This is a genomic window from Pseudomonas sp. KH_046_2 (genome assembly GCF_057838985.1).
This window is the reverse complement of sequence record NZ_CM174480.1, coordinates 4,520,995-4,541,987: the sequence shown is the minus strand read 5'-3', so window position 1 is coordinate 4,541,987 and position 20,993 is coordinate 4,520,995. Positions and strand designations below refer to the sequence as shown.

Annotated in this window: 20 protein-coding genes and 1 pseudogene; 13 read left to right on the top strand and 8 right to left on the bottom strand. The window is 60.0% G+C overall.

Going from position 1 to position 20,993, the window contains the following annotated elements:
• Positions 1 to 43: 43 nt before the first annotated feature.
• Positions 44 to 1,525 carry a methyl-accepting chemotaxis protein gene (locus AC3IX1_RS20530; RefSeq protein WP_489385597.1) on the bottom strand — a complete coding sequence of 494 codons (1,482 nt, stop codon included), beginning with the start codon at positions 1,523 to 1,525 and terminating at the stop codon, positions 44 to 46.
• A gap of 113 nt (positions 1,526 to 1,638) precedes the next feature.
• A complete protein-coding gene (locus AC3IX1_RS20525) occupies positions 1,639 to 2,445 on the bottom strand; it encodes a TatD family hydrolase (protein WP_489385596.1) in 807 nt (268 codons plus the stop codon).
• Positions 2,446 to 2,682: 237 nt separating this feature from the next.
• On the opposite strand from AC3IX1_RS20525, the gene AC3IX1_RS20520 reads away from it, so the two are divergent.
• The 4 genes and pseudogenes from AC3IX1_RS20520 to AC3IX1_RS20505 all read left to right on the top strand — a co-directional run bounded on the left by AC3IX1_RS20520 (position 2,683) and on the right by AC3IX1_RS20505 (position 6,801).
• Positions 2,683 to 4,104: an MltF family protein gene (locus AC3IX1_RS20520; RefSeq protein ID WP_489385595.1), complete on the top strand. Its 1,422-nt coding sequence runs from the start codon at positions 2,683 to 2,685 to the stop codon at positions 4,102 to 4,104.
• Positions 4,105 to 4,207: 103 nt separating this feature from the next.
• Positions 4,208 to 4,642: a DoxX family protein gene (locus AC3IX1_RS20515; RefSeq protein ID WP_489385594.1), complete on the top strand. Its 435-nt coding sequence runs from the start codon at positions 4,208 to 4,210 to the stop codon at positions 4,640 to 4,642.
• A gap of 109 nt (positions 4,643 to 4,751) precedes the next feature.
• Positions 4,752 to 6,176: pseudogene (locus AC3IX1_RS20510) on the top strand (IS1182 family transposase).
• A 316-nt stretch (positions 6,177 to 6,492) separates the two neighbouring features.
• Positions 6,493 to 6,801, top strand: coding sequence for a class I SAM-dependent methyltransferase (locus tag AC3IX1_RS20505; RefSeq protein WP_489385593.1), 309 nt, complete (start codon positions 6,493 to 6,495; stop codon positions 6,799 to 6,801).
• A 3-nt stretch (positions 6,802 to 6,804) separates the two neighbouring features.
• On the opposite strand, the gene greB is transcribed toward AC3IX1_RS20505, so the two are convergent.
• The 3 genes from greB to AC3IX1_RS20490 are packed head-to-tail and all read right to left on the bottom strand — an operon-like array spanning position 6,805 to position 10,524.
• The gene (gene greB / locus AC3IX1_RS20500; RefSeq protein WP_007973570.1) at positions 6,805 to 7,302 is read right to left on the bottom strand and encodes a transcription elongation factor GreB; all 498 of its coding nucleotides are present in this window, start codon (positions 7,300 to 7,302) and stop codon (positions 6,805 to 6,807) included.
• 34 nt (positions 7,303 to 7,336) lie between these two features.
• Positions 7,337 to 9,841, bottom strand: coding sequence for an ABC transporter permease (locus AC3IX1_RS20495; RefSeq protein ID WP_489385592.1), 2,505 nt, complete (start codon positions 9,839 to 9,841; stop codon positions 7,337 to 7,339).
• Complete coding sequence (locus tag AC3IX1_RS20490; protein WP_046043370.1) at positions 9,841 to 10,524, bottom strand: ABC transporter ATP-binding protein; 684 nt, start codon at positions 10,522 to 10,524, stop codon at positions 9,841 to 9,843. Before AC3IX1_RS20490 ends, AC3IX1_RS20495 begins: the two co-directional genes overlap by 1 nt.
• 10 nt (positions 10,525 to 10,534) lie before the next feature.
• Here AC3IX1_RS20490 and AC3IX1_RS20485 point away from each other — a divergent pair, with 10 nt between their 5' ends.
• The 4 genes from AC3IX1_RS20485 to AC3IX1_RS20470 all read left to right on the top strand — a co-directional run bounded on the left by AC3IX1_RS20485 (position 10,535) and on the right by AC3IX1_RS20470 (position 14,983).
• Entirely contained in the window at positions 10,535 to 11,140 is a 606-nt protein-coding gene (locus tag AC3IX1_RS20485) for an arylesterase (protein WP_489385591.1), read from the top strand.
• Positions 11,141 to 11,196: 56 nt separating this feature from the next.
• Positions 11,197 to 11,490: a hypothetical protein gene (locus AC3IX1_RS20480; RefSeq protein ID WP_007991769.1), complete on the top strand. Its 294-nt coding sequence runs from the start codon at positions 11,197 to 11,199 to the stop codon at positions 11,488 to 11,490.
• Between the two features lie 213 nt (positions 11,491 to 11,703).
• The gene (locus AC3IX1_RS20475) at positions 11,704 to 13,008 is read left to right on the top strand and encodes an IS4 family transposase (RefSeq protein ID WP_489385590.1); all 1,305 of its coding nucleotides are present in this window, start codon (positions 11,704 to 11,706) and stop codon (positions 13,006 to 13,008) included.
• A 1,000-nt stretch (positions 13,009 to 14,008) separates the two neighbouring features.
• A complete protein-coding gene (locus AC3IX1_RS20470) occupies positions 14,009 to 14,983 on the top strand; it encodes a L,D-transpeptidase family protein (protein ID WP_489385589.1) in 975 nt (324 codons plus the stop codon).
• Between the two features lie 123 nt (positions 14,984 to 15,106).
• Here the strand turns inward: AC3IX1_RS20470 and oprI are convergent, their stop codons facing one another.
• On the bottom strand, positions 15,107 to 15,358 hold the full coding sequence (gene oprI / locus AC3IX1_RS20465; RefSeq protein WP_003199355.1) for an outer membrane lipoprotei OprI: 252 nt from the start codon (positions 15,356 to 15,358) through the stop codon (positions 15,107 to 15,109).
• A 642-nt stretch (positions 15,359 to 16,000) separates the two neighbouring features.
• Between oprI and AC3IX1_RS20460 the strand changes: the two genes are divergently transcribed.
• Positions 16,001 to 16,288, top strand: a complete 288-nt coding sequence (locus tag AC3IX1_RS20460) for a GNAT family N-acetyltransferase (RefSeq protein ID WP_007973562.1) — start codon at positions 16,001 to 16,003, stop codon at positions 16,286 to 16,288.
• An 83-nt stretch (positions 16,289 to 16,371) separates the two neighbouring features.
• Here AC3IX1_RS20460 and AC3IX1_RS20455 read toward each other — a convergent pair whose 3' ends face one another.
• Positions 16,372 to 17,448 carry a 3-deoxy-7-phosphoheptulonate synthase gene (locus tag AC3IX1_RS20455; RefSeq protein ID WP_489385588.1) on the bottom strand — a complete coding sequence of 359 codons (1,077 nt, stop codon included), beginning with the start codon at positions 17,446 to 17,448 and terminating at the stop codon, positions 16,372 to 16,374.
• Positions 17,449 to 17,634: 186 nt separating this feature from the next.
• Positions 17,635 to 18,078, bottom strand: coding sequence for a PilZ domain-containing protein (locus AC3IX1_RS20450; protein WP_489385587.1), 444 nt, complete (start codon positions 18,076 to 18,078; stop codon positions 17,635 to 17,637).
• On the opposite strand from AC3IX1_RS20450, the gene AC3IX1_RS20445 reads away from it, so the two are divergent.
• The 4 genes from AC3IX1_RS20445 (at position 18,077) to AC3IX1_RS20430 (ending at position 20,943) form a co-directional block, all read left to right on the top strand.
• Positions 18,077 to 18,463, top strand: a complete 387-nt coding sequence (locus tag AC3IX1_RS20445; protein ID WP_489385586.1) for a thioredoxin family protein — start codon at positions 18,077 to 18,079, stop codon at positions 18,461 to 18,463. The genes AC3IX1_RS20450 and AC3IX1_RS20445 overlap by 2 nt on opposite strands.
• Entirely contained in the window at positions 18,460 to 19,413 is a 954-nt protein-coding gene (locus AC3IX1_RS20440; RefSeq protein WP_489385585.1) for a putative 2-dehydropantoate 2-reductase, read from the top strand. The genes AC3IX1_RS20445 and AC3IX1_RS20440 overlap by 4 nt, the downstream gene beginning before the upstream one ends.
• A gap of 25 nt (positions 19,414 to 19,438) precedes the next feature.
• Positions 19,439 to 20,344 carry a 5'-nucleotidase gene (locus AC3IX1_RS20435; RefSeq protein ID WP_046043378.1) on the top strand — a complete coding sequence of 302 codons (906 nt, stop codon included), beginning with the start codon at positions 19,439 to 19,441 and terminating at the stop codon, positions 20,342 to 20,344.
• 95 nt (positions 20,345 to 20,439) lie between these two features.
• Positions 20,440 to 20,943: a universal stress protein gene (locus AC3IX1_RS20430; RefSeq protein ID WP_116264780.1), complete on the top strand. Its 504-nt coding sequence runs from the start codon at positions 20,440 to 20,442 to the stop codon at positions 20,941 to 20,943.
• Positions 20,944 to 20,993 lie beyond the last annotated feature (50 nt).

The window sequence follows — 20,993 nt, the reverse complement described above, 5'->3', positions numbered from 1 at the left end:
ACATAGATCCCTTGTGGGAGCGAGCCTGCTCGCGAAAGGGTCCTCAAAGTTTCAGCTGACCGATGGCTTTGCTCAATTCCCCGGCCAGTGCAGCCAGTTCATTGCTGGTGGTCGCTGAAGTGACGGTCTGCTGCACCGTGTTCTCGGTCACGTCACGGATGCTCACCACCGCGCGGTTCATCTCTTCCGCCACCTGACTCTGCTGTTCGGCCGCCACTGCGATCTGCGTGTTGCTTTCACGCATCTGCGCCACCGCGCCGGTTATCTCGGCCAATGCCGCGCCGGCCTCTTGCGCCTGTTGTACGCAGTCGTCGGCCTTGAACGAGCTCTCTTGCATGAAATCCACGGCGTCCCGTGTGCCGGCCTGCAACGCCGAGACCATGAGGGTGATTTCATCCGTGGAGGCTTGTACACGTTTGGCGAGGTTGCGTACTTCATCGGCAACTACCGCGAAACCGCGCCCCATCTCGCCGGCCCGGGCCGCTTCGATGGCGGCGTTCAATGCCAACAGATTGGTCTGCTCGGCGATGCTGTGAATCACGTTGACCACCCCGTTGATCTTCTGGCTGTCCTCGGCCAGGCGTTGAATCATCTCGGCGGTCTGCTGGACGCCGGTGGACAGTCCGGCAATCGACCGCTGCACCCGCGTCACGACCTCCTGCCCGCTGCCGGCCAGGGTATTGGCCGATTGCGAAAGGTCGCGGGTGGCACCGGCGTGTTGGGCGATGTGATAGACCGTGGCGGTCATTTCATTGATCGCCGTGGCGGCCTGATCGGTTTCACTTTGCTGGCCCAGCATGCCATGGCGCACTTCATTCATGCTGGCCGCCAGCCGCGCGGCGCCGACATCCAGCTGCCGGGCGGTGCTGGCGACGGTGTTGACCACCCGTTGATAACCGGCCTGCATGGCGTTGAAGGCGTTGGCCATTTGCCCGACTTCGTCGCTGCAAGCCAATGGCACGCGGGCCGACAGGTCACCGGTTTTCTCTACGTGCAACATGACATCTTTCAAGGTGTTGAGCTGGCTTAGCAGGAAGCGGATCAATAACTGCGATGCGCCGAGCATTGCCAGCATCAGGATGAACACGGCCAACGCGTAATTGGTGAAGCGCTCGCTGAACACCTGGCTCAGGCTCGGACCATGGGCAATCACGGCGACCCGCTGGTCGTCGGCACGGGTAAACACTTCGGCACCCATCAACGGATTGTCACCGAACAGCGGCATCACGTTGATCTCGACCCAGCCGTTTGCATTGATGAGTTCGGGAATGGGTTGTTCATTCAGCGACGGCGCCTGTCCGCGATTGAACGTCAGCAGGTTGTCGGCGTGGGGCAGCGGTTGCCCGGCGGGCCAGGCTTCGAGCAAGCGCGCCTGGGCCTGGGCCGAAGCCTGGGCGGCATGACTGCGGGCCTGCTGTTCGAGCTGCACCGCGTACAGCACCAACAACAAGGTGGTGACGAAAGCGACGGCGTTGACCGCCCAGAATTTGTATTTCAGCGAGATATTGCTAAGCCAGGCACCCATGGAGGTCTTCTCTGATAGCGGAAACAGTTTTGGCAAGGTGCCATTATTGTGCCGCTACTCAGGTGGCTGATTCTTGATGCAGATCAACTTCAAACCTGTGGGATTTACGGCAATCAGGAGATCAATGGCAGGCCATAAAACGCCCGTGCGCATGCGGTGGTGTGCGCCGCCAGATCTTCCTGGCTTTCTCCGCGATGCAGCGCCACTTCGCGCAGTACTTCGGTCAGGTACGCCGGCTCGTTTCGTCCGTTTTTCGGCTTGGGGCGCAGGCTGCGTGGCAGCAGATACGGTGCATCGCTTTCGAGCATCAGGCGTCCGCGCTTGATTTCCTTGACCAGTGGATGCAAATGCGTGCCCCGGCGCTCGTCGCAGATCCAGCCGGTAATGCCGATGTGCAGATCCAGGTCGAGGTAACTGAACAGTGCCTTCTGTTCGCCGGTGAAGCAGTGCACCACCGCGGCCGGCAGTCGGTCGCGGAAGTCGCGCAGGATTTCCAGCAAACGCTGGCTGGCGTCGCGTTCGTGCAGAAAAACCGGCAGCTGCAATTCGACGGCCATGGCCAGATGTTCTTCGAGGACCTTTTCCTGCTGCGGACGCGGCGAGAAATCACGGTTGAAATCCAGCCCGCATTCACCCACCGCCACCACATTCGGCTCGTTGAGCAAGCTGCGCAAACGGCGGGCGCTGTCGGCGTTCCAGTCGCTGGCGCAATGAGGGTGAATACCGGCGGTGGCGAACAGGCGCTGGGCGCTTGCGTCCAGTTGCTGGCACAGTTCAAGGGCCTGTTCACTGCCCTCGACACTGGTGCCGGTCAGCACCAATTGGCACACGCCGGCCGCGTAGGCGCGGTCGAGTACGGCCTGGTGTTTGTCGGCAAAACTGGCGTTGGTCAGGTTGACGCCGATATCGATGAGTTGCATGGTGCTACCTCGGCCCAAAGGCCGGAAAGCATATCAGAGCCGTGGATTTATAAGAAAAGCCAAGAACTACAACGGGTTAACGCTGTCTCTTGAGCCGCGGACCAGGCCGGGTTGGTAGTTTTGCTATCATTGTGCCAGTCTTTCGCACTTTGCCGGCGCCTTGGGCGCTCTGTTTTTGTCGCCGCGCTTGATGGTTTTCGTCATTGAAGCGGGCCTCATATTCTTTCCGGAGAGTGGATGATTCGTCCCTCGGTTTTGCTACTGCTGTGTTGTTCGCTGCTACTGCCGATGACGGCGGTCGCGCGTCTGCCCGGGCCGCTGCAAGCCGTACCGGCCAGCAAGGTGCGCGACCTTGCCGAAATTCGCAGCAGTCGTGTGCTGCGGGTGTTGGTCAACCAGAGCCGCAACAGTTCCGGCGAAGTCCAGGGGCAGGCGATCGGGGTCGAATACCATCGCCTGAGAGCGTTCGAGCAATACCTCAACGGCCACGCCCGTGACGGCCAGGAAATCACCCTCAAGATCATTCCCAAGGCCAAGGATCAACTGCTCGGCGCATTGCAGCGCGGGGAGGGCGATCTGGTGGCGCCAGGCGAGTTGCTCGATCTGCAACCGGGCTTCGCCGTCAGCACCAGCGAGCCGATTGCCAGCAACATTCCGTTGGTCCTGGTGGGCATCAAGGGCGAACGCCGCTACACCAGGCTTGAACAGCTTTCCGGCAAGACCTTGGCGTTACCCGCTGGCAGCGCCGCCGGGGATGCCGTCAGCCAGATCAATCAAAAGCTCGCCCAGCACAAACTGCCACCGGTCACAATCGAATGGGTCGATCCAAGTCTTGCCGTCGAGGATGTACTGGAAATGGTGCAGGGCGGAATCTTCCACCTGACCATCGTCGAGCAGTCGATCGCCGAGCGCTGGGGCAAGATCCTGCCCAAGCTGCGTTTCGACAAGCAGGTGCTCGTCAGTGATCCAGGAGAAGAATTCTGGTTCGTGCGCCGTGATGCCTCGATGCTGCGGGCCAGCATTGATCGCTTCCTCACCGTCTACAAAAAACCATCGGATCAGGACGCCGCGTTCCTGCGGATCTATCGTCGTCTCTATCAAGTGCGCTATCCATTGGCCAAGACGGACCGGCAGCGTCTGGAAAAACTTCGCCCGGTGCTGCAGAAACACGCCGATGCCCAGGGCATGGACTGGCTGAACCTGGCGGCGCTGGCCTTCAAGGAGTCCGCCCTGCAACCCGCCGCCCGCAGTGGCGGTGGCCCAACCGGTTTGATGCAGATCACGCCTGCTGCGGCGCAGCGGGTGGGGGTCAACAATATTCAGGACCTTGATGGCAATGTGCAGGCCGGGGCCAAGTACCTGGCGATGATCCGGCGCAAGTTCTTTGCCAGCCCCAAACTCAACGAGCGCGAACGCATGGCCTTCGTGCTGGCGGCCTACAACATCGGGCCGGAGCGGGTGCAAGGCATGCGGGCCGAAGCGCGGCGGCGAGGCTTGAATCCCAACCAGTGGTTCTTCCAGGTCGAACGCATTGCCATGGAGCAAGTGGGTATGGGGCCCGTCAGCTATGTTAATAGTGTGAACAAGTATTACTTGGCGTTCGACCGGGAGCGGGAGTCGTTGGAGCCCCAGGGGCAAAAGGTTGTCTCACGCAAATGATCAACTAATCTGATTGTTATGACGGGTTTTTTGCACTTTTAACGTGTGAATTACTGATTAATATAGCGGCCAACCAACACACACTTACAAGGAATGAAACAGCATGAGCACTCTGATCAACAAGGTACTCGCTACCCGCGCCGGCTACGGCCTGACTGTTCTGCGCATCGTGGTCGGCATTATTTTCGCCGCTCACGGCTCGCAGAAACTCTTCGGGGCATTCGGCGGCTATGGTCTGGCTGGAACCGGGCAGTACATGGAAAGCATCGGACTGACGCCGGGTTACCTGATGGCGGCACTGGCGGGCGGCACCGAATTCTTCGCCGGCCTGGCCCTGATCATCGGCTTGCTGGTTCGCCCGGCCGCGCTGGGCCTGATCTTCCTGTCGCTGGTCGCGATTTTCTCGGTGCACATCAGCAATGGTCTGTTCATGGCCAACAACGGTTATGAGTTCGCCCTGGCGTTGCTCGGTGGCAGTATCGCGGTATTGATCGAAGGTGCGGGCAAACTCTCGGCGGACCGTGCCATCGCCGATTGACCGCTCTGGTTCAACGAAAAGGCCCGCATTGTCAGGCTGTGTGAAAACCTAGCAATCTGCTGGCCGGTTAAAGAAAATGCCCGTATCGCAAGATACGGGCATTTTTCTTATGCGTTACATCCAAGGCGAAAACCGCTCCCAGAGCGCGCTGTTTCCAGTGTCGTTGGACGAACTCATTCCCGATGACCATCTGGTTCGCGTCATCGAGGCCTATGTATCCCTTCTGGACTTTGAACAACTGGGTTTCGACAAAGCCAGGCCCAAGGCCACGGGACGACCTTCGTACGATCCCGCCGATCTGCTCAAACTCTACCTGTACGGTTATTTCCAGCGTATTCGTTCATCACGGCGGCTCGAGGCCGAGTGCCAGCGCAACGTCGAAGTCATGTGGCTGCTTGGTCGGCTATCCCCTGACTTCAAAACCATCGCTGACTTTCGCCGCGACAACAGTGCGGCGTTTACCGCGACCTGCCGCGCCTTCGTCCGATTCTGCAGAAATGCCGGCCTGATCGCTGGCGAGTTGGTGGCCATTGATGGCAGCAAGTTCCAGGCGGTCGCTTCAAGCCGTAAACACCTGACGCCGAAAAAGCTCAAGCACCAGGAAGCGGTGCTCGACAAGCGCATTACGCGCTATTTGGCGCAGCTCGATGAAGCGGATCGTGGTGAGGAAGGGGAGTCGATTGACCGCTCGGCAGTGCAAACGGCGCTTCGGGAATTGCAGGTAAAAAAGGCCAATAACCAGACCTGCCAAGGGCTGATGGATGCTCAAGGTCTGGTCCAGCACATTGTGGGTGAGCCCGATGCATAGAAAATGCGAACGGCCTCCGGCCCGCTTGTGGCCTACAACATTCAAAGTGCAGTCGATTCGAAGCATTGCCTAATTTTGCACCACGAAGTCACTCAGGAAAGCACCGACAACCGTCAGCTCGAACCGATAGCCCAAGCGGCTAAAGAGGAGCTGCAACAATCCGAACTCTGCGTCACGGCGGATGCGGGGTACTCCAATGGCGCCCAGTTCCAGGCGTGTGAGGATGCGGCGATCACCGCATTTGTGCCCCCTAATAGATCCATCAATACCACCGGGGGTGAAGAGCAATACTTTGATCGGACAGCGTTCAGCTATGACCAGGACAACGATCACTATCAATGCCCCGCTGGTAAACAATTGACGCTCAAACAACTCAGCAAGGGCGATCGAATCTACCAAGCTACCATCAGTGACTGTCGAAGTTGCCCGCTGAAAAGCCGGTGCACCAAGGCTCAACGGCGGTATCTGACGCGCCACGCTCACGAAGCAGCGTTTGAGCGCATGGAACAGCGAATGAAGGCCCATCCCGAGATGATGGTCAATCGTCGCTCCATCGTTGAGCACCCCTTCGGCAATCTGAAGCAGTGGATCTTTGGTAATGGCCGGTTCTTGCTGCGTCAGTTGAAAGGCGCTCGCGCAGAAATGGCACTGGCGGTACAGGCCTACAACTTGAAAAGGGCCATCAAGGTGCTGGGAGCGCAAAAGCTGATGGCGCTGATGGGCTGAGAGGCCTTTTGATTTTCTGATTTCAGAAAAGCAAATGCCCTGACAAGTCGGGGCATTTGCTTTAAACCGCGGCAGACTGCGTTTTCACACAGCCTGATTGTGCGGGCCTTTTTTGTTGAGCGTCATTCTTGACACTGTCCAGTCAGCTTCTCTAGGATGTTGCTCATGCGCCGATTTAAACAGCTACTTGCGGGGCGCCAGGTGACTCATCCAGTTGCCGATAGAGGCCGGAACAGGCTTCGAAATACCGCTAAAGCGCTGGTTCGGTGTTGCCTCTCACCTGCCATGCAGACTTTTGAGGCAGAGACACGACACAATGAATGCACTAAACGCCGTTGTACGTCCCGCGCCGATCACGGCACACCTGACCCAGCGCAATCCAAAAATTCTGCTTGGCGGCCAACATCAGCCGACACTCTTGCGTTATCTCGATGGCTGGCCACGTCGTACCGGCGGTCCCGCCGCCTTCCTGATCCAGTTTGTCGAAGACGGTGAGTCACTCGCTCGTTTCGCCGACGACAGTTTCGATCTGGCAGTGATTCAGTCCCCCAATCTCGAAGATGCGCCTGAAGTGATCCGGCAACTGACCCGCGTTGCCCGGCAAGGGTTGATTACCCGGCGTTAAAGCTCACGGGTAGTCGATCGCCACAATGTACACACACTGTTCACCGGTCGGTGTCTGGACCCGGACTTCGGCGTCCAGTGCCTTGCCGATCAGGGCGCGGGCCAGGGGCGAGTCGATGCTGATCAGGCCCTGTTTGAGGTCCAGTTCATCCGGCCCGACAATGCGGTAGCGCGACTCTTTGCCATCCTCGTCTTCGATCGTGACCCAGGCGCCGAAATAGACCTTGTTCGGATCGCTGGGTTTTTCGCTGACGACCTTGAGTGCTTCCAGGCGTTTGGTGAGAAAACGCACGCGGCTGTCGATTTCGCGCAGCATCTTTTTGCCGTAGGTGTATTCGGCGTTCTCCGAGCGGTCACCCTGGGCCGCGGCTTCGCTGACAGCCTGGGTAACCTGGGGCCGACGTACATGCCACAGCTCATGGAACTCGGCGCGCATCCGCGCTTCACCCTCGGGGGTGATCAGCGCGGTGCCGGCAGTGCGGGGAGGGCGGTAACGGCTCATGACAGCTTCTTGTGGTGAGGATGGCAGGAGTCTATCAACCCTCGCGCAGGACTGTCAGCGGGCTGGCGTTCAATGCCCGACGGGTGCCGAACACCCCGGCACCACCAATGAGCACGGCGCCCAGCAGTGGCAGCAGCAACAGCCATGGGTGCGGGTGCCACGGCAGGTCAAAGGCGTAGCGGTAGAGCACCCAACTCACCACTTCCGAACCCAGCGCCGCCAGCAAGCCACTGACTGCGCCCAGCAAACCGAACTCGATACGTCGAGCCTTGACCAGCAGTTGCCGCTCCGCCCCCAGCGCACGCAACAGAGCACCCTGGCGAATGCGTTCATCCAGCGTCGCTTGCAAGCCGGAAAACAGCACCGCCATGCCCGCCGCCAACACGAACAACAATACGTACTCCACCGCCAGGGTCACCTGGGCGAGGATGCTGCGCAGTTGCTCCAGCAAGGCTTCGACCTGCAGGATCGTCACCGCCGGGAAGGCGCGGGACAGGTCGACAATCTGCTGATCGTGACCCGGTGCCAGATAGAAACTGGTCAGGTAGGTCGCCGGCAGATCCTTGAGGGTGCCGGGCTGGAAGATCATGAAGAAGTTCGGCTGGAAGTTGTCCCAGTTGATCTCCCGCAGGCTGGTGACCTTCGCCTCGCGATTGACCCCGCCAACGCTGAAAACCAGATGGTCGCCGAGCTGGATTTTCAGGCTTTCGGCGACCTTGCCTTCTACCGACACGCCGGGAACATCATCCGGTGTCTGTTCGTTCCACCAATTGCCGGCCGTGAGTTTGTTGCCCGACGGCAGGTCCGCGGCCCAGGTCAGGCTCAGGTCGCGCTGGATCGCCCGATCACCTGCCGATTCCTTGGTGACGATTTGCTGCACCGGCTCGCCGTTGATGCTGATCAAGCGCCCCGGCACCACCGGGTACAGCGGTGCCGATTGCGCCGACACGGCGATCAGGTGATCGGTGAAGGACTGCTTGTCCGCCGGCAGGATGTTCAGCGCGAAGTAGTTTGGAGCGTTTTTCGGCAGCTGGTTCTGCCAGGTGTCCAGCAACTCGCCGCGCAGCAGCGCAATCAGTGCCATCGACAGCAGAATCAGGCCGAACGCCAGGGACTGGCCCGCCGCAGCGAGGGGATGACGCAGCAGTTGGCCGAGTCCCAGACGCCAGGGCAAGGACGCACGCGCAAGCATGCGCCGCAGACTCTTCAACAGCAGCAACAACAAGCCGCCCAGCACCAGCGCTGCAATCACGCCGCCGCCGAGCAGGGCAAAGGTCAGCACCAGGTCCAGGCTCAGGCGCCACATGATCAGGCCGAGGGCGCCCAGCGCTGCGCCGTAGACCATCCAGGTGCTGGAAGGGATTGGCAGCATGTCCCGGCGCAGCACGCGCAATGGCGGAACCCGGCCCAGAGCCGCCAGTGGCGGCAGGGCGAAACCGGCCAGCGCCACCAGCCCGGTGCCGATCCCGGCAATGGCTGGAAACAGCCCGCCCGGAGGCACGTCGGTCGGCAACAAGTCATGCAGCAGGGCAAACAACCCCAGCTGTGCGAGCCAGCCGAGGAGGGCGCCGCTGATGCTGGCCAGCAGCCCGAGCACGGTCAGTTGCAGGCTGAACAACACCATGGTTTCCCGGCGTGACAGCCCGAGGCAGCGCAGCAAGGCACTGGCATCGAACCGGCGGGTGGCGAAGCGGGTTGCCGACAGCGCCACCGCCACGCCGGAGAGCAACACCGCCACCAGGCTGGCCATGTTCAGGTAGCGTTCGGCCTTGCCCAGGGCGCCGCCGATCTGTCGATTGCCGTCGCGGGCGTCCTGCAAGCGCTGGTTGGCGGCGAGCTCCGGTTTGATCAGTTGCCGATACGTCTCGAGTGCCTGAGCATTGCCACGCCATAATTCGCGATAGCTGACCCGGCTGCCGGGCTGCACCACGCCGGTGGCCGCAAGATCGTCGAGGTTGATCAGCACTCGGGGTGTCAGGCTGTAGAAATTGCCGGCGCGATCGGGTTCGTAAGTCAGCACCCGCGCCAGTTTCAGGGTTTTCATGCCGACATCGATGCTGTCGCCGATCTTCAGGTCCAGGGCGGTCAGCAGGCGTGCCTCGACCCAGGCTTCACCGGGTTGCGGTCCGCCACCGACTATTTCCGTGGCGAAGGGGGCGGGCGCGCTTTTCAATTCGCCGCGTAGCGGGTAGGTGTCGTCGGCCGCCTTGATGCTCGACAGCTGAATGCCGTTGTCGGTGGCGATGACGCTGGAGAACTCCACCACTTGAGCGTGTTCCAGACCCAGTTCGGTGCCACTTCTTATCTGTTCGGAGCGTGCAGGCGAACTGCCTTCGAGCAGCAGGTCGGCACCGAGAAATTCGGTAGCGCGCAGCATCATGGCGCCGTTCAGGCGCGCGCCGAAATAACCGATGGCGGTGCTGGCGGCCACGGCCACCAGCAAGGCGAAAAACAACACGCGCAATTCACCGGCGCGGGCATCGCGCAGCAATTGGCGGATGGCGAGACTGAACAGGCGCAACAGCGGCAGACGTGCCATCAAGGCTCCAGAGGGGCGACCAGCAGGCCGGCTTCAAGACGGATCAGGCGCCGGCAGCGATGGGCCAGGCGTTCATCGTGAGTTACCAGCACCAGGGTCGTGCCGCGCTCCTGGTTGAGCTCGAACAGCAAGTCGCTGATGCGCTCGCCGGTGTGGCTGTCGAGGTTGCCGGTCGGTTCGTCGGCGAACAGCACATCGGGCTCGGCGGCAAACGCGCGGGCAATCGCCACGCGTTGTTGCTCGCCTCCGGAGAGCTGGCGCGGCGAATGAGTCAGGCGTTGGCCCAGTCCCACCCGTTGCAGCAATTGGGTGGCGCGTTCGCGGGCGTCTTTGCGGCCATCGAGCTCCAGCGGCAGCATGACGTTTTCCAGGGCATTGAGACTGTCGAGCAGCTGAAACGATTGAAAGACAAAACCCACGTGCTCGGCGCGGATGCGCGCACGCTGGTCTTCATCGAGGTTGCTCAGGCCTTGCCCGGCGAGCGTGACCTCGCCGCTGCTCGGCAGGTCGAGGCCGGCAAGCAGGCCCAGCAGGGTGGACTTGCCGGAACCCGAAGCGCCGACGATGGCCAGGCTGTCGCCCTTGTTCAGTTCCAGGCTGAGTTGGTGCAGGATGGTCAGTTCACCTTCCGCGCTGGGAACCACTTTGCTAAGGTCCTTCGCGATGAGAATGCTTGCGCCCATGGAGAGTCCGATGCGTGTCTGGTTTTTGAGTGCTGGCCTGGCCTTGATGTGCATGGCCCAAAACGCAGCGGCGGGTACAGTCCTGATCGTTGGCGATAGTATCAGCGCCGGTTTCGGGCTGGATACCCGGCTGGGGTGGGTGTCGCTGCTTGAGCAACGGCTCAGGCGCGAAGGTTTCGACGACAAAGTGATCAATGCGTCCATCAGTGGCGACACCAGCGCCGGAGGCCAGGCGCGCCTGCCCGCGCTGCTTGCAGAGCATAAACCGGAACTGGTGATCCTCGAGTTGGGCGGCAATGACGGCCTGCGCGGGATGCTGCCAACTCAATTGCAACAAAATCTTGCTTCGATGATCGACAGCTCCCGGGCCAGCGGCGCCAAGGTGTTGCTGCTCGGCATGCAATTGCCACCCAATTACGGTACGCGATACACCAAGGCGTTCGCCGAGGTCTACAGCAACCTGGCCGATGAGAAAAAGATCCCGCTGGTGCCGTTTTTCCTCGACGGCGTGGGCGGTCATCCGGACTTGATGCAGGCTGACGGCATACACCCGGCGGCCGGGGCCCAGGACAAGTTGCTGGAAAATGTCTGGCCTACTCTAAAACCGCTGTTATGACACTTTTCTAGAGGCAGGCTTTCGGCTAAGGTGGCGCCCCCGATTTGGAGCCCCCGATGCCGCGTCCCGCCTGGTCACTATTTGCCTACCAACTGATCGAGCCTGACGAACAGCTGGATCTGTTCGCCTGCCAGGAAGTGCGGGTGCATCTGGTGACCCGTCAGCTGGAGTTGGGCGGTTCGGCGGACCGGACCTTGTGTGGCAGTCTGTTGCCGGCTTCGCCTCGCTGGTCGAGTGTTGATCGTCGGGTGTTTCAGGACCAGCGGCTGTGTTCGCTGTGTCGGGCCATTCTTGAGTCGCAGAAGCGGGGGACGTCGCCGATCTGGCCTGAATTGCGGTTTGAGCTTTGATCCGTCGGGAGTCGAGGCGGCCTTCGAGCCGACCTGTCTTTTGTTGACCGTGTACATATCCGTTGCTGCGGTAACGGCGGCTTATGGTTTCGCCCTTACGGCCAGCCCTTTCAAGGTCTTCGTTTAAACTCCCCCAAAACTCCAGTCAGGGTGACGAAAACGATGTGGGCAGAAGTTCTAGCACGGTTTGAAAAAAAGACACCGGCCAGTGTCATGACCAAGTTGATACTGGAGCAGGCTGTTCCTGCCGAATGGGTTGATCAGGTGTTCGAAGAACACCGTCAACGCCAATACCCGCGTGAGCTTTTGTTTTCGACCATCGTTGAACTGATGTCCCTTGTTTCATTGGGTTTGCGCCCTTCCTTGCATGCCGCTGCCCGCCAGATGGATGACCTACCGGTTACCTTGGCGGCGCTCTATGACAAGGTCAGTCGCACAGAGCCTGCATTGCTGCGGGCGTTGGTCACAGGGAGCGCTGAGCGCCTGACCCCGACGATAGAGGAGTTGGGTTGTCCCGCCATTTTGCCTGGCTGGCAATTGCGCATTGTCGACGGTAACCACCTGCCTTCTACCGAAAAACGCTTGGGGGCTTTGCGCCGGGAACGAGGTGCGGCCCGGCCAGGGTTTTCAGTCGTGGTCTACGACCCGGACCTGGATCAGATCGTCGACTTGCAACCTTGCGAGGATGCCTACGCGAGTGAACGCGTCAGCGTGCTGCCGTTGTTGGCCCGCGCTACTAAGGGTCAGCTGTGGATGGCCGATCGGCTGTATTGCACGCTGCCCGTCATGCAAGCCTGCGAGGAAACGCAGGCTTCGTTCATTATTCGCCAGCCAAGCAAACATCCACGGTTGATGGAGGAAGGCAGCTGGCAAGAACCTGTGGCGGTTGAATCCGGCACGGTGCGCGAGCAAATCATCGAACTCAAAGGTGGTCATCGCTGGCGCCGAGTTGAACTGACCCTGCAAACACCTACCGAATCAGGCGACTGCGTGATGTGGTTCTGGAGCAACTTGCCCGACACCATCAGCGCCGTGCAAATCGCCGATTTATATCGTCGTCGCTGGAGTATCGAAGGGATGTTCCAACGCCTGGAATCGGTGCTGGACAGTGAAATCGAAAGCCTTGGCGCTCCCCGGGCGGCCTTGCTGGGTTTTGCTTCGGCGATCTTGGCCTACAACGTCCTGGCAGTGCTCAAACGTAGCGTGGAACAGGCTCATCGCGAGACATTGCCTGAAGGTTGGGAGGCTTCGATCTTCCATCTGACCGTGCAAGTGCGTAGCGGTTACGAGGGCATGCAGATCGCGTTACCCTCAGATTACCTGCCCCTTCAAACGACCCTGGAAACGCTGGCAATGCGACTGTTGGCGCTGGCCAGGAATATCAAGCCCAAGCAAGTGGCCAAAAGCATACGCGGTCCCAAAATCGCCAAACCCAAGGAGTGGCTGGACGGCAAAGCTGCGCATGCTCATGTGTCGACCGATCGGGTGCTTAAGGCCCATAAAGGGAAAACACCTTGAAAGGGCTGGCCCTTACGGCGAGTCCCTTTGGCAAACGCCCCAAAGGAACCAAAGGTCTCGCCCCTTACGTACGGCCCCTCGCTTAGGCTCGGGGTTCCTTCGCTGCGGTATTCATCCGGGGGCATTGCCCTCCGGTCGGCTTCGCTTCGACCTACATGCAATGAGTTCGACTGCGTCGAACGGCGCTGCGCGCCAATCCCCGGAGGAACACCTCCACTCAGCCTTCCGAGGGGGCGGGTGGATCAAGATCAAGAGCTGCAGGCGAGCTAACGCTCGGCCTGATGAGTGGTGAAAAGCGTGGGTGTACGCCGATCAACTGTAGGAGCTGGCTTGCCAGCGAAGGCGGCCTGACGGCCGACCAATTTCTTTCAGATGTCCCCGGCCCAACTGTAGGAGCGATCCTGCTCGCGATAGCGGTCTGCCAGCCAACCAACTACTTGCAGATGTACTCAGTACCTGTGGGAGCGAGCTTGCTCGCGATAGCGGCCTGACAGCCGACCAAGTACCTTCCAGCCGAACGAACCCCGCGAACAGGCCGGCCGGTAGGCCGCCTCGGATGCTGTTGCGGTGTATGCCCCCTCGTGAGGCCGAGCGCAGGTTCTGCGCAGTGGGCAACCCGGCATGGATGCCGGGTTAGCCGCCCCCCGGCCATGGATGGCCGATGGCGGCGGGCCCACGGAGCAGGACCGGAGCGAGGGCATGCCGAGCCACGGCGAGGCACCGAATGTCAGGGGCAGGAGCCCTTGGTTACTTGGGGCTTTTCCAAGTGACCCGCTGTAAGAGCGGAACCCTAAGTGGCCGTTACCGCAGAAACGGATATGTACACCATCAAAAAATCCATGCCGCCTGACACAAAGCCATCGCGAGCAGGCTCGCTCCCACACGAGAACGAGGAAAATCGCCTTACAGTGCCTGCAATCGGGCCATCTCCCCGAAATAACGGACAGCGGTGTACAATCGCGCTCTTATATCTCTGTTGATCATGCGAAGGATTTTCCGGATGTTGCCGCGCTTTCCTGCCGTCACCCGCTGCCTGACTCTTGCCGCCCTCTTTGTGGCCGGTCCCGTCGCAGCATTGGAGTTTCCCCTGCCACCGCCCGGTGAGGACATCATCGGCCAGGTACAGGTGATCAAGGCCAAGTACGAAGATACCTTCGCCGACCTTGGTACCGCCTATGATCTGGGCTACACGGAAATGGTCGCGGCCAACCCGGGTGTCGATGCCTGGTTGCCAGGCACCGGCACGGAAATCATCCTGCCGACCCGCTTCATCTTGCCACCAGGCCCGCGTGAAGGCATCGTGATCAACCTGGCCGAGTACCGCCTCTACTACTACCCGAAAGGCAAGAACGTGGTGTACACGTTCCCGTTGGGTATCGGTCGTGAAGGCTGGGGCTCGCCGATCGCCCACACCAGCATCACCGCCAAGACACCGAACCCTACCTGGACGCCTCCGGCTTCGATCAAGGCCGAGCACGCAGCCGACGGTGACCCGCTGCCCAACGTCGTGCCGGCCGGCCCTGACAACCCGCTGGGGCCGTTCAAGTTCACCCTGGGCACACCGGGCTACCTGATCCACGGTTCGAACAAGAAGTTCGGCATCGGCATGCGCACCAGCCACGGCTGCTTCCGCATGTTCAACAACAATGTGCTGGAAATGGCGGGCATGGTGCCGGTCGGTACGTCGGTGCGGATCATCAACGACCCGTACAAGTTTGGTCTGAGTGGCGGCAAGGTCTATCTGGAGGCGCACACGCCGCTGGACGACAAGGGCAACCCGTCGGTGGTCGACAAGCACACTGCGGTCATCAATGCGATGCTCAAGCGTGAAGACATCACCAACAACCTGCGCATGAACTGGGATGTGGTGCGTGATGTGGTCGCCGCTGAAGACGGCCTGCCGGTCGAGATCGCTGTGCCGGGCAACGGCGTTGCACCGATGGTGTCCAGCATGCCGATCGACCCGCTGCAGTAGCGCGGGCAAAGAGCCCGTCGGCGCGGACCGCGTCGACGGGTTTTTTATTGCCTGGAGAAAAGCCGGACAATAAAAAAGCCGACCCAAAAAATGGGTCGGCTTGATAACAATCCCGAAGGATTATTACTTGCGGCTAGCTTTGTCCAGCATGCGCAGAGCACGCTCGTTAGCTTCGTCAGCAGTCTGTTGTGCTTTTTGAGCAGCAGCCAGAGCTTCATCAGCTTTACGGTAAGCTTCGTCTGCACGAGCCTGGGAGCGAGCAGCTGCGTCTTCAGTAGCGGTCAGACGTGCTTCGGTTTCTTTCGATGCGCTGCTGCAACCGGTAGCCAGAACTGCGGCCAGAGCCAGAGCAGAGAATTTCAGAACGTTGTTCATCGTGTTCCCCTTCAAGGACTTTCTATTAAGTAGCTATCTCCTCCGATTGAGGAAATAGCCGGCATACATACTACCCATTACTTGTAGTAAGTAAAACTGACGTGACGCAAGAAGCAAAAAAAATTGTAGGCGTTGATTCTTTTTCGAGCAACTTTTAACCGAATTGTTTAAAAAATATCCAGCTGCAAGGCCCGTGGCTGAGCGAACTGGCGAGAAAAAGTTCCTGTGGCACGGCGCTCTTTTTCCTGGTCGGGCTAAAGTCCGCCTACATGGATTCGTCTACACTTTTGTTCGGCTTTTGTGTGGCGCCTCTCAACATCTTTCTCGATGTTCAGGTGACTTAAACAACGGGCGCTCGTCTTAAGTCTCAACATCCGGCAATGTACAGGCTATCGACCCGGAGTGATCTTCGGTCGAGCCAATCCTGCGTGATCCGGAGCAGCACCCGCCAACCCGCACGATGACGAGCGCACCTTGAGCATTTCTGCCAATGGTGCCTACTATTTGTACGTGCTCGGTAGCGCGAGATCGGTGCAGCTCTTCTCTCGGTGTCCATTCAGGCACGGGGTGGCGTAGATGTTCCTTCGCCGGAAAAACATCGGTAAGGTAGGGGTCGGAATTCCAGACCCGCGAGGAGTAGTGATGAGCGAGGCGTTGTCCATCCACCATGACCAGGCTGGTCATCAGTTCGAGACCAATGTGGACGGTCATCGTGCCTATCTGACCTATATGGATCTGGGGAAACAGACCCTGGATATCTATCGCACCTTCGTGCCCAACGCATTGCGTGGTCGCGGTATTGCGGCAGCCTTGACCGAGAAGGCGCTGGAGTACGCTGACGAAATGGGCTACACCGTCATTCCATCGTGCTCCTACGTCGAGCGCTACATGGAGCGTCACCAGCGGCATGCGGCCAAGCTGAGTCAGTGACCTTCAACAAAACGAATGCATAAAAAAACGCCGGGTTCAGCCCGGCGTTTTTTTATGCGCTTTTTGTGCAGCCAATCAGGCGATCAGCTGCGATCGCGTTTAGGCAGCACATCCTTGAGCTTGGCATGCATGCTGCGCAAGGTGTTTTCGGTCGAGGTCCAGTCGATGCAGGCGTCGGTGATCGACACGCCGTACTGCAGGTCGGCGAGGTCTTTCGGGATCGCCTGGGCGCCCCAGTTCAGGTGGCTTTCTACCATCAGGCCGATGATCGACTTGTTGCCTTCGAGGATCTGGTTGGCGACGTTTTCCATCACCAGCGGTTGCAGGGCCGGATCCTTGTTGGAGTTGGCGTGGCTGCAATCGACCATGATGTTCGGCTTGATCTTCGCCTTGTTCAGCGCCTGCTCGCAGAGCGCAACGCTGACCGAATCGTAGTTCGGCTTGCCATTGCCGCCGCGCAGCACCACGTGACCGTAGGCATTGCCCTTGGTGGTCACGATCGACACGCCACCTTCCTGGTTGATGCCCAGGAAGCGGTGCGGGCTGGAAACCGACTGCAGGGCGTTGATCGCCACAGTCAGGCCGCCATCGGTGCCGTTCTTGAAGCCGACGGCCGAGGACAGGCCGGACGCCATTTCACGGTGAGTCTGGGATTCGGTGGTGCGCGCGCCGATGGCCGACCAGCTGATCAGGTCCTGCAAGTATTGCGGGGAGATCGGGTCGAGGGCTTCGGTGGCGGTCGGCAGGCCTTTTTCGGCCAGGTCCAGCAGCAACTGGCGACCGATGTGCAGGCCGTCCTGGATCTTGAACGAGTCGTCCAGGTACGGGTCGTTGATCAAGCCTTTCCAGCCAACGGTGGTACGTGGCTTCTCGAAATACACGCGCATGACCAGATACAGGGTATCGGACACTTCGGCGGCGAGAACCTTCAGGCGCTCGGCATATTCGTGGGCAGCCTTGATGTCGTGGATCGAGCAAGGCCCGATGACGACGAACAGGCGATGGTCGGTGCCATCCAGAATGTTGCGAATGACTTCGCGGCCCTTGGTGACGGTGCGCAGTGCTGCGTCGCTCAGGGGAATATCGCGCTTGAGCTGATCAGGAGTGATCAGTGTCTCGTTGGAGGCGACGTTTAGGTCGTTGATCGGTAAATCAGCCATCGTTTACTCGTCAGGTCACGGGTGCCGGCCGCCAGCGAACCCGCGCGGCGGAGCACAGCAAATTAAGCGCGTCGGGGAGCCGAACCTTAGCGCGTTACACCGTGGCTCGACAATGGGCAGACGCCGGTTTGGTGGGCTTTCGCAGTCAGTTTCCCTGCCGTGAGGGGCAAACCGACCAGAACACCCCTATTCCAGCACCGGCTGCGCAAAAGCCTTGCGCACCGAATCGTGAGAGAACTCATCAGCATGCTCCTGGAGCCATTCGAGGGCCAGTGCCTGGATATCCTGCAATTCTTCGTGGGCGTCATGCAGGCGGCAGTAGCGTTCGATCTGGCACACCTGCTCGCCCATTCGGGCGCTGAACAGCGTTTGTTCATCAACGAAGGCGATGCCCACCAGGTAACCGCGCTTGCGTCGCAGGCACCAGGCGACATAGCCCAGGTAGCGCATGTCCGGGTTCACGGTCGGCATGCGTACCTCAAGCGCCGTGCCGTGGCGCCACGCGCGGTGATAATTGCAAGCCATGCCCCCGAGGCTGATAGTGTGCAGCTGTCGTCGCGAAATACACTCAGGTTTCAGCAACGTTAACTCGACGGGCACATCGTCAGGGTGAGGAATAAAACGTCCCATGAACACAGACTCCATGTGTCGGCCATCTGACATTGTTCTCCCCAGTATAGTGGTCGAATTGGAACTGACCGATTTTGACGCCGACCAACGGCTGCTGGCGATGAGCGGTGTATCGCTGGTCATTTTCACCAGTGTCGGCTGCTCCGGTTGCCGTTTTGCCCGCGAGCAATTGCCGACACTCGATCTGACAATCGATCGGCTGTGCTGGATCGACGCCGGCAACAACGGCGGGGTGGTCGAGCGTTATCAGGTCTTTCACTTGCCGGCGCTGTTTGTCGTTCGCGACGGCGAATTCTTTGGAGCACTGAAATCGCGCCTGACCGACACCGAACTCAATCGGGCCGTGCGCCAGGCGCTGAGTCGAACAGCAGAGGAGTTGCCATGATGGGAGCAGTTGCCAGGCCGACGATCGGCATTATCGGGACCGGCGCAATCGGCGGTTTCTACGGGGTGATGCTGGCGCGTGCCGGTTTTGATGTGCATTTTCTGCTGCGCAGCGAGTTTTCCGCTGTATCCGAGCACGGGTTGCAAGTCGACAGCGCGCCCCATGGCGCGTTAAAACTGAATCCGGTGCAGGCTTATTCGAACGCTGAAGACATGCCGCCCTGCGACTGGCTGCTGGTGGGCGCGAAAACCACCAGCAACGCCGACCTGGCACCGGCCATCCTGCAAGCGGCAGCACCGAACGCCAAGGTACTGCTGCTGCAAAACGGCCTGGACGTCGAAGACAGTCTGCGCGAGTTGCTCCCCGACTCGCTGCATGTGCTCGGCGGGCTCTGCTACATCTGCGTCCACCGCGAGGCACCGGGCGTCATCACCCATCAGGCGCTCGGCGCGGTGCATGTGGGTTATCACAGCGGTCCTGCCGATGGGCCGGTACGCAGCGCAATTGTCGAGGAGGGCGTCGGCCTGTTTCGCAGCGCCGGCCTCGATTCCCAGGCCATGGCGAATCTGCATCAGGCACGTTGGCAAAAACTGGTCTGGAATATCCCTTACAACGGTCTCTCGGTTTTGCTGGGAGCGAGCACCACACCGTTGATGGCCGATGCCGACAGTCGCGAGCTGATCAAGGCGCTGATGGCTGAAGTGGTGCAAGGTGCAATCGCGTGCGGGCACGATGTACCGACGGGGTATGCCGAGCACTTGTTCATGGTGACCGAAAAAATGCCCGACTACTGGCCGAGCATGTACCACGATTTCCTGCACAAGCGGCCGCTGGAGCTGGCGGCGATCTACGCCAGGCCGCTGGCGGCCGCCAGGGCCGCGGGGTGTGAGATGCCGCGCATCGAGGCCTTGTATCGCAGTTTGAGTTTCATTGATCGACGCAACACCTGAGTCGACCGACCTGAGGGGGAAGGGCATGCCAAAGGCAATTGACGACAAGCTGGTGCTGGCGATTTCTTCGCGGGCGCTGTTCGACCTGAGCGAAAGCCACAAGGTCTACCTGTCGAGTGGCGTCGAAGCCTACCGGCAGTATCAGATCGAACATGAAGACGAAATCCTCGAACCCGGCGATGCCTTCCCGTTGGTGCAGAAACTCCTGAACCTCAACAACAGCCTCGGCCGCGCCCGGGTCGAGGTGATTCTGGTGTCGCGCAACAGCGCCGACACTGGGTTGCGGGTGTTCAACTCGATTGACCACTACGGACTGGCGATTTCCCGTGCGGCCTTTGTCGGCGGACGCAGTCCGTATCCCTACCTCAAGGCCTTTGGCTGCGACCTGTTTCTCTCGACCCACGCCGAAGACGTGCGCAATGCACTGGACGCAGGGTTCGCGGCAGCGACCATTCTGTCGGGTGGTGCCAGCCGTGCGGCCAGCGACGAGTTACGCATTGCCTTCGACGGAGACGCGGTGCTGTTTTCCGATGAGTCGGAGCGTATTTATCAGGCCGGTGGTCTGGAGGCGTTCCAGGCCAGCGAGCGTGAGGCCGCCCGCGAGCCGTTGCGCGGAGGCCCGTTCAAGGGCTTTCTCGCGGCCCTCAATCTGTTGCAGCGTGAATTCCCGGAGGACACCTGTCCGATCCGTACCGCGCTGGTCACGGCGCGATCGGCGCCGGCCCATGAGCGGGTCATTCGCACGTTGCGCGAATGGGACATCCGTCTCGACGAGTCGCTGTTTCTCGGCGGCCTGACCAAATCGGCCTTTCTCGAAGCCTTCGCGGCCGACGTGTTTTTCGACGATCAGGCCGGTCACTGCGAATTGGCCCGTGAAGTCGTCGCCACCGGTCATGTGCCCCATGGCATAAGCAACGAGCAAAAGGTTTAAGCCCGCCATTCAATGCGTTGCGCCGGACGTCGTAGTCGCCAAGGCACTGCTAAGCTGAATCAAATCTGCGCCATGTTGGCAGTCGAGGAGGTCATATGATTCGTTCGATGCTGTATGCCACTGACCTTGGCCTGTACGCGCCCGTGGTGATGCAGCATGCCCTGGAGTTGGCCCGGACCTTCAATGCCGATTTGTATGTCGTGCATGCGGTCGAGCCCATGGGGCTGTTTGCCGAATCGGTGCTGCAAAGTTATCTCGATGAGCAGGCGCTGAATGAGTTTCACAGCCAGGGCCTGAATACCGTGATTGCCAGTATCGAGCAGCGGGTGCTCGACAGTTTTCGTGAAGAGTTGGGGGATGAAGGGGAGCACGACCTGGAGCGGATTCAGGCGGTGCGGGTGCTGCAGGGCGATCCGTCGCAGGTGATTCTGGACCAGGCGCAGAAACTCTCCGTGGATTTATTGATCGTAGGTAGTCACAGCCATGGTGCTGGTGCGGAAACGCCTCTGGGGCGAACCGCCGCCCGTGTGTTGCAACTGTCCAAGGTGCCGGTCTATCTGGTGCCGCTGGTGCAACGTCGTCGCCAAGGGGATCGCTAGAACACGAATAGTGGCAATCTGATAAAAAAGTTCTAGATTTATTCTTCGTG

Excerpts from the sequence above, each read along its gene's own strand:
- AC3IX1_RS20530 (WP_489385597.1), bottom strand. The coding sequence starts at position 1,525 with ATGGGTGCCTGGCTTAGCAATATCTCGCTGAAATACAAATTCTGGGCG.
- AC3IX1_RS20525 (WP_489385596.1), bottom strand. The coding sequence starts at position 2,445 with ATGCAACTCATCGATATCGGCGTCAACCTGACCAACGCCAGTTTTGCC.
- AC3IX1_RS20520 (WP_489385595.1), top strand. The coding sequence starts at position 2,683 with ATGATTCGTCCCTCGGTTTTGCTACTGCTGTGTTGTTCGCTGCTACTG.
- AC3IX1_RS20515 (WP_489385594.1), top strand. The coding sequence starts at position 4,208 with ATGAGCACTCTGATCAACAAGGTACTCGCTACCCGCGCCGGCTACGGC.
- AC3IX1_RS20505 (WP_489385593.1), top strand. The coding sequence starts at position 6,493 with ATGAATGCACTAAACGCCGTTGTACGTCCCGCGCCGATCACGGCACAC.
- greB (WP_007973570.1), bottom strand. The coding sequence starts at position 7,302 with ATGAGCCGTTACCGCCCTCCCCGCACTGCCGGCACCGCGCTGATCACC.
- AC3IX1_RS20495 (WP_489385592.1), bottom strand. The coding sequence starts at position 9,841 with ATGGCACGTCTGCCGCTGTTGCGCCTGTTCAGTCTCGCCATCCGCCAA.
- AC3IX1_RS20490 (WP_046043370.1), bottom strand. The coding sequence starts at position 10,524 with ATGGGCGCAAGCATTCTCATCGCGAAGGACCTTAGCAAAGTGGTTCCC.
- AC3IX1_RS20485 (WP_489385591.1), top strand. The coding sequence starts at position 10,535 with ATGCGTGTCTGGTTTTTGAGTGCTGGCCTGGCCTTGATGTGCATGGCC.
- AC3IX1_RS20480 (WP_007991769.1), top strand. The coding sequence starts at position 11,197 with ATGCCGCGTCCCGCCTGGTCACTATTTGCCTACCAACTGATCGAGCCT.
- AC3IX1_RS20475 (WP_489385590.1), top strand. The coding sequence starts at position 11,704 with ATGACCAAGTTGATACTGGAGCAGGCTGTTCCTGCCGAATGGGTTGAT.
- AC3IX1_RS20470 (WP_489385589.1), top strand. The coding sequence starts at position 14,009 with ATGTTGCCGCGCTTTCCTGCCGTCACCCGCTGCCTGACTCTTGCCGCC.
- oprI (WP_003199355.1), bottom strand. The coding sequence starts at position 15,358 with ATGAACAACGTTCTGAAATTCTCTGCTCTGGCTCTGGCCGCAGTTCTG.
- AC3IX1_RS20460 (WP_007973562.1), top strand. The coding sequence starts at position 16,001 with ATGAGCGAGGCGTTGTCCATCCACCATGACCAGGCTGGTCATCAGTTC.
- AC3IX1_RS20455 (WP_489385588.1), bottom strand. The coding sequence starts at position 17,448 with ATGGCTGATTTACCGATCAACGACCTAAACGTCGCCTCCAACGAGACA.
- AC3IX1_RS20445 (WP_489385586.1), top strand. The coding sequence starts at position 18,077 with ATGAACACAGACTCCATGTGTCGGCCATCTGACATTGTTCTCCCCAGT.
- AC3IX1_RS20450 (WP_489385587.1), bottom strand. The coding sequence starts at position 18,078 with ATGGGACGTTTTATTCCTCACCCTGACGATGTGCCCGTCGAGTTAACG.
- AC3IX1_RS20440 (WP_489385585.1), top strand. The coding sequence starts at position 18,460 with ATGATGGGAGCAGTTGCCAGGCCGACGATCGGCATTATCGGGACCGGC.
- AC3IX1_RS20435 (WP_046043378.1), top strand. The coding sequence starts at position 19,439 with ATGCCAAAGGCAATTGACGACAAGCTGGTGCTGGCGATTTCTTCGCGG.
- AC3IX1_RS20430 (WP_116264780.1), top strand. The coding sequence starts at position 20,440 with ATGATTCGTTCGATGCTGTATGCCACTGACCTTGGCCTGTACGCGCCC.